Below are 7,643 nucleotides of genomic sequence, written 5' to 3' on the forward strand. Positions count from 1 at the left end.
GCGGTACCCAGGCCGCCGGCGGTGCGCGCGGCACCCCGAGTGCGGGGACCGTCGCGGCCACCTGTCCGGCTGGCACTGACGGCAGCGCCTTGCAGGGCGGCACCGGGTGCTCGGCGGTCGGTGGCACCCCCCTCCAGTACGAGGGCGGCGGTGGCGGTGGTGGCGGCTGGTTCGGCGGCGGCGGCGGCATGGCCCAGTGCAGCAACACGCCCAACCCCGTCTCGGTCGGCTGTTCCTACAACGGACCGGGCGGCGGCGGCTCGGGCTTCATCGGCACGGGCGTGACCGGCGGCGTGATCACCGCGGGGGCCGACGGCAGCTACTCGGCGGCTTCCAACCCGGCCAACCAGGGCAACACGCTCTACCAGGGCGGCGTCGGCGTGGGCGGCGCGCGCGCTTCGCTGACCGGCTCCACCGGCGGCAACGGCCTCGTCGTCATCCAGTTCAACGTGGTCAGGCTGCAGCTCGCGAAGGCCTGGTCGGCCGGCAGCAACACCGGCGACGTGGCGAGCATTGGCGCCTCCACGGGCGGTACCAACTTCTTCGGTGCCAGCAACACCTCGGCCTTCACCTCGACGGCGTCCACTGCCGCCTCCAGCTCCGTCGTGGGCGTGAACATCGGCAACGTCATCACGCTGCCCGCCGAAACACTGACCACCGGCACGCTGGCGAACTACAACACCGTGCTGTCATGCACCGTGAATAGCGGCACGATGGCCAGCACGTTGAGCGGCACCAACGGACAGGTATCGAACACGCTGACGATCGCCCTCGGCGACATCGGCAAGGACATCGTCTGTACCTACACCAACACGCGCAAGACCGCGACCTTGCAACTGGCCAAGTCGTGGAACCCCATCAGCGTGACGGGCAACGTGGCGAACATCGGCGCGACCACGGGCGGCGCGGCCAACACCGTGGCGTTCTCGTCGACGGCGCCGACGGCCAACACCAGCGCGACCGTGACCGTGGCGGCCGGCAACACGATCACCTTCCCCGCGGAAACCATGAACGGTGGCGTGCTGCCGAACTACACGACCGTGCTGTCGTGTACCGCCGGTGGCGGCGCGACGGCCAACAGCCTGAGCGGCACCAATGGCCAGGCGACCAACACGCTGCAGATCGGCGCGGGCGACGCGGGCAAGGCCATCGTCTGTACCTACACCAACACGCCGAAGACCTCCACGCTGCAGCTGGTCAAGTCGTGGGGCGCCAACAGCCTCACGGGCAACGTGGCGAGCATTCCGGCCTCCACGGGCGGCACCAACAACACCACGGCCTTCACGGCCACGGCCCCCACGGGCGCGACCAGCGGCACTGCCGTGACCGTGGCCACGGGCAACACGATCACGCTGCCGGCCGAGACGATGTCGCCGGGCACGCTGGCGAACTACAACACCGTGCTGGCATGTACGGCCGGCGGCGGTGCCACGGCCAATGCGCTCAGTGGCACCAACGGACAGAACAGCAACACGCTGCTGGTCGGCGCGGGCGACGCGGGCAAGGCCATCGTCTGTACCTACACCAACACGCCGAAGACGGCGACGCTGCAGATCGCCAAGGCCTGGGGCGCGAACAGCATCGCCGGCAACGTGGCGAGCCTGGGCGCGAGCACGGGCGGCGCGAACAACACCGCCGCCTTCACGGCGACGGCGCCGACGGGCGCCAACAGCGGCGCGGCCGTGACCGTGGTCGCCGGCAACACCATCACCTTCCCCGCGGAAACGATGCCGACGGGGACGCTGGCGAACTACAACACGGTGCTCGCGTGTACGGCCGGTGGCGGCGCCACGGCCAACGCGCTGAGCGGCACCAACGGGCAGGCCACCAACACCTTGCTGATCGGCCCGGCCGATGCGGGCAAGGCGATCCTGTGTACCTACACCAACACGCCGAAGACGGCCACGCTGCAACTGACAAAGTCCTGGGGCGCCGGCGCCATCAGCGGCAACGTGGCGAGCATCGGCGCGAGCACGGGCGGCGCGAGCAACACCACGGCGTTCACGGCGACCGCGCCCACGGCGGGCAACAGCAGCACGGTGAACGTGGTCGCGGGCAACACCATCACGCTGCCCGCCGAGACGATGCCCACGGGCTCGCTCGCGAGCTACAACACGGTGCTGTCGTGTACGGCAGGGGGCGGCGCCACGGCCAACGCGCTGAGTGGCACCAACGGGCAGAACAGCAACACGCTGCTGATCGGCGCGACCGATGCGGGCAAGGCCATCGTCTGTACCTACACCAACACCGGCAAGCCCGCGACCCTGACCCTCGCCAAGCGTTCGCTCGGCGGCGTGGCCGGCTTCGACTTCACGGGCACCAACGGCGTGGCGGCGCACACCATCACCACCACCGTGGCCGGCACGGCCGTCAACGGGCCGCTGCAGACGCTGACCGCGACGGGCACGGCGACCACCTTCACCGAAACCTACACGCCGGCCACGGGCGTGCCCGACTACGTGATCACCGACGTCAGCTGCACGGGCATGGGCAGCGGCGGCACGGTGACGCGCGGGACCGCGCAGAACACGAACCAGTTCACGCTGAACGCCGCGGCGACGGTGGCGGGCTCGAACATCGTCTGTACCGTCACCAACGCCAAGGCGCCGACGGTGCAGCTGCGCAAGAAGTGGGTCAACGCGCTGGTCAACGACGCCTTCACGCTGACCGCCTCGGGCACGGTGCACCCGAACCACAACATCGGCTACGCCTTCAACCTGCAGGCCACGGCCAACACACCCAACGAAACCGACACCGGCGGCGCGCAGCGCGTGGCAGTGGGCGACACCGTGACCCTGTCGGAGACGCCGTTCGGCACCAACGCCGGCTCGTACACCGCCAGCGCCTGGAGCTGCACCGGCGGCGGTTCGCTCAGCGGCAACCTGCTGACCCTGGGCAACGCGGATGCAGGCCTGCCGATCGTCTGCGAGATCACCAACACCGCGAAGACGGCGACCGTCACGCTGGCCAAGACCTGGTCGGGCGCGATCGTCAACGACGCCGTGAGCGTCACCGGCACGGGCCTCACCACGCTGGCCTCGGTGGCCAACACGGCCGCCGAGACCGACACCGGCACCGCGCAGGCCGTGCCCGTGGGCAGCGTCATCACGCTGGCCGAGAGCTTCACCACCGGCAGCGCCGCCAACTACACCAGCGCGCTGAGCTGCACCGGCACCAGCGGGCTGTCGGGCAACACGCTGACGGTGGGCGCGGCCGACACGGCCATCGTCTGTACCTACGCCAACACGCGCAAGACGGCGGCGGTGACCTTGTCCAAGAGCTGGAGCGGCGCCATCGCCGGCGACAAGGTCAACCTGACGGTCAGTGGCAGCGCTGCCGAAGTGACGGGCGCGACCGCCGGCACGTCCACCGCACCGGCCACCACCACCAACGCCACGGCCACCGCGGCCAGCGGCGCCACGGTGACGCTGGCCGAAGCCTTCACCACCGGCAACGCAGCCAACTACACCACGACGCTGGCTTGTACCAAGGTGTCGGATGGCAGCGCGGTGACGGTGAGCGGCAGCGGCCCGAGCCGCAGCTTCACCATGCCGTCGGACAGCGCGGTGAACTGCGCCTACACCAACACGCGCAGGACCGCGACGCTGCAACTGTCCAAGGCCTGGAGCGCCGGCAGCACCACCGGCAACGTGGCGAGCATCGGCGCGACCACGGGCGGCGCGAACAACACCGCCGCGTTCACGGCGACGGCGCCGACGGCGGGCACCAGCGGCACCGCGGTGTCGGTGGCCGCGGGCGACACGCTCACCTTCCCGGCCGAGACGATGACCACGGGTACGCTGGCGAACTACACCACCGTGCTGTCGTGTACCGCCGATGCCGGCGCCACGGCCAACACGCTGAGCGGCACCAACGGCCAGGCCAGCAACACGCTGGTGGTCGGCGCGGGCGACGCGGGCAAGGCCATCGTCTGTACCTACACCAACACGCCGAAGACGGCCACGCTGCAGATCGCCAAGGCCTGGGGGGCGAACAGCATCGCCGGCAACGTGGCGAGCATCGGCGCGAGCGCGGGCGGATCGAGCAACACCACGGCCTTCACCGCGACGGCGCCCACGGGCGCCAACAGCGGCACGGCCGTGACCGTGCAGGCCGGCAACACGATCACGCTGCCGGCCGAGACGATGTCGCCGGGCACGCTGGCGAACTACACCACGGTGCTGGCGTGTACGGCCGGCGGCGGTGCCACGGCCAATGCGCTCAGTGGCACCAACGGACAGAACAGCAACACGCTGCTGGTCGGCGCGGGCGACGCCGGCAAGGCCATCGTCTGTACCTACACCAACACGCCCAAGACCGTCACCGTGCAGCTGCGCAAGGCCTGGAGCGCGGACAGCACGAACGGCGACGTGGCCAGCATCGGCGCCACCTCGGGCGGCAGCAGCAACACGACGGCATTCACCGCGACCGCACCCACCGCCGGCAGCAGCGGCGCGGCGGTGTCGATGGTCGTCGGCGGCACGCTCACACTGCCGGCCGAGACGATGACCACCGGCTCGCTCGCGAACTACAGCACCGTGGTCGCCTGTACCGCCGACGGCGGCGCCACCACCAACCCGCTGAGCGGCACCAACGGCCAGGCGAGCAACACGCTGGCGATTGCCGCGGCCGACGCCGGCAAGGCCATCGTCTGTACCTACACCAACGCGAAGAAGACGGTCACCCTGCAGGTGCGCAAGGCCTGGGGCGCGAACAGCGAAGCGGGCAACGTCGCCAGCATCGGCGCGAGCACGGGCGCGACCAACAACACGGCCGCGTTCACCGCGACCGCACCCACGGCCGGCAACAGCGGCGCGGCGGTGGTGGCGGCCGTGGGCAACACCATCACCTTCCCCGCGGAAACGATGCCCACCGGCACGCTGGCCAACTACACGACCGTGCTGTCGTGTACCGCCGACGGCGGCGCCACGGCCAACGCCCTGAGCGGCACCAACGGCCAGGCCAGCAACACGCTGGTGATCGGCGCGGGCGATGCCGGCAAGGCCATCGTCTGTACCTACAGCAACAACCGCCTGCCGACGGTGCAGATCCGCAAGCAGGCGCTGGGCGGCACGGGCACCTTCGCGTTCAGCGGCACCAACGGCTTCGGCTCGGACAGCATCAACGTCTCGGTGTCGGGCTCGACGGTGGTGGGCACCATCAAGACGCTCACCACGGCCAACACGCAGACGGTGCTGACCGAAGTCGTGGCCTCGATGCCCGGCGGCTTCGCGTTCTCGGGCGCGACCTGCACGGGCCTGGCGGGCGGGGCGACGGCTGCCGTCGACCTGGTGGCGGGCACCGTCACGCTGCCCGCGGCCGGGCTGACGAACGGCACGGCGGTGGTCTGTACCTTCACCAACACGCTCGCGGCGATCGTGAGCGGCCGTGTGTTCCTGGACAACGGCGTGGGCGGCGGCACGGCCAACGACGGCCTTGTCAACGGCGGCGAGGGCCCGCTGTCGGGCGTGAGCGTGCGGTTGACCAACTGCGGTGCCACCGTGTACGCGAGCGCGCTCACGGACGCCTCGGGGGCCTACAGCCTGAGCGTGCCGGCCGGCACGGCCACGGGCTCGGCGATGTGCGTGGAAGAAACCAACCCCGGCACGCGCGTGTCGACGGGCGCCTCGGTGGGCAATGTCGCGCTGCCCTCGGGCTCGGCCGTGGCCGCGGCCGGTGGCACCTACACCTACACGCGCACCGGCACGCCCGACCGCATCGCCTTCAGCTGGAACGGCACGGGCCACGCCAACCTGAACTTCGGCGACGTCGACAACAGCGCCTTCGCGACCGACGGCGCCAAGACCGGCCTGCCGGGCAGCACCGTGACCTACGCCCACACCTTCACGGCGGGCACGGCCGGGCAGGTGCGCTTCAGCGTGGCGAGCGAGACGGCCACGCCGGCCATCACCGGCTGGACGACGAAGGTCTTCGCGGACGTGGGTTGCACCGGCAGCCTGCAGGCCGGCGCGGCGCAGCTGTACCCGCCTAGCGCGGCGGCCACGCCCGTGGCCTTCGCGGGCAAGGTCTGCGTGATCGTGCAGGAGTTCATTCCCGCCACGGCGCCGCTGGGCTCGAACAACAAGGCGACGATCCGCGCCGACTTCACCTACACCAACGCGAGCCCGTCGCTCAGCGGCAGCTTCACGCTCGACGACCTCACGACGGTGTCGGGCGTGGCGCTGGAGCTGAAGAAGGAGGTGCGCAACATCACGCAAAGCGGCACCTTCGGCGTGAACAACCAGGCCAAGTCGGGCGAGACGCTCGAGTACCGCATCACCTACACGAACAACGGCGACGCGCCGATCCGCAGCATGGTCGTGAACGACATGACGCCGGGTTACACGACCTTCGTGAGCGCGACGACGGGCACCACGCCGGCGTCGCTCACGGGCTGTGTCAAGACCACGCCGGCGAACGCGCCGCCCGCGGGCGCGGTGGCCTGCACCACGGTTCAACCTGCAGGGGGCACGGGCGCGATCGACTGGCGCTTCACGGGCACGGTCGAGCCGGGCGGCACGGGCTTCGTGCTGTTCCAGGTGAAGGTCGACTAAGGACCTGGCAGGGCCTTCAGGCCCGGCGCTTGAACAGTGCGGACGCGCCGCTGGCCCGCGCCACGTCGTCCGCCGCGGCCAGCAGCTGTGGGCCCAGCGCGAGCATGCGTTCTTCCGTGAGCCGCACCAGCGGCCCCGCGATGGTGATGACGCCGATCACGCCGCCGTGCGCACCGCGCACCGGCGCGGCCATGGCCGTCATCGCGGGGGCGAACACCTCGTTGATCATCGAGAAGCCGCGCTTGCGCGTGGCGCGCAGGAACACGAGCAGCGCCTTCACGGTGGTCGGCGCCTTGGGGCCGAAGTCTTCCGGCTGGCCGAAGCCCTGCTTCGCGACGAGCTGCAGCGCCTGCTCGTCCGTCATGGTCGAGAGCCACGCGTGGCCTGCGGAGCTGCACGAGAGGTTCACCGACAGGCCCATGTCCGGGTCGTAGCGCAGCCCGCGCGTGGCGCCTTGCGCCTTCGCGACGAAGGTGAGCTCGTCGCCGTCGACCACCGCCAGCCGCACCAGCTCGCCCGACGCGACCGCGAGCCGGTCGAGCAGCGGCTGTGCCACGTCGACGATGCCGCTGTTGCTCAGAAAGCTCAGGCCCAGCGACACCAGCTTGATGGTCAGCATGTAGTCGCCATGGCTCTGATCCTGCCGCACATAGCCGTAGCGCACCAGTTCGCTCAGCAGGCGGTGGGTGGCGCTCAACGGCATTTCCAGCTCGGCAGAAAGCGCGGAAAGCGCACGGCCCTCGGGGTGGCCGGAGAGGTGTTCGAGCACCTTGAAGCTGCGTTCGAGTATGGCTGTCATGAGACGACTCTAGCATTTTGCCAAGTGTTTTCACTAGTAGAAAGATTTTCCACTAAATCGATAAGATCGCGCCGCCAGGAGTCGGGGCGCGTGTGAAGCGCCCCGGCATGGACCGCTCACATCGCACGCTGGAGAACAACTTTGAGAACGCTTTACCGCTCGCTGGCCACCGCCGGCCTTGCCCTCGCCCTGGTCGTTCCTGCTGTTGCGCAAGCGCAGCAGGAGCGCGTGATCCGCTTCGGCCACCTGAACAACGCCGACCACCCCGTGAGCTTCGGCGTCAAGCGCTT

2 protein-coding genes are annotated in these 7,643 nt (G+C 70.1%); one reads left to right on the top strand and one right to left on the bottom strand.

Annotation, left to right across the window (positions count from 1 at the left end; all coding sequences use genetic code 11):
- Nucleotides 1-89: 89 nt before the first annotated feature.
- Entirely contained in the window at nt 90-6,554 is a 6,465-nt protein-coding gene (locus AC07Y4_RS32220; protein WP_495275645.1) for a prealbumin-like fold domain-containing protein, read from the top strand.
- Nucleotides 6,555-6,570: 16 nt separating this feature from the next.
- Here the strand turns inward: AC07Y4_RS32220 and AC07Y4_RS32225 are convergent, their stop codons facing one another.
- Nucleotides 6,571-7,353 (bottom strand): IclR family transcriptional regulator, encoded by a 783-nt coding sequence (locus tag AC07Y4_RS32225; protein WP_062481672.1) that lies wholly within the window; start codon nt 7,351-7,353, stop codon nt 6,571-6,573.
- Nucleotides 7,354-7,643: the final 290 nt, after the last annotated feature.

The sequence above is a fragment of the Variovorax sp. GW460-12-1-14-LB1 genome (assembly GCF_059423605.1).

Bases quoted from the DNA above. Each gene is read 5' to 3' on its own strand.
- AC07Y4_RS32225 (WP_062481672.1), bottom strand. From the start codon at position 7,353: ATGACAGCCATACTCGAACGCAGCTTCAAGGTGCTCGAACACCTCTCC.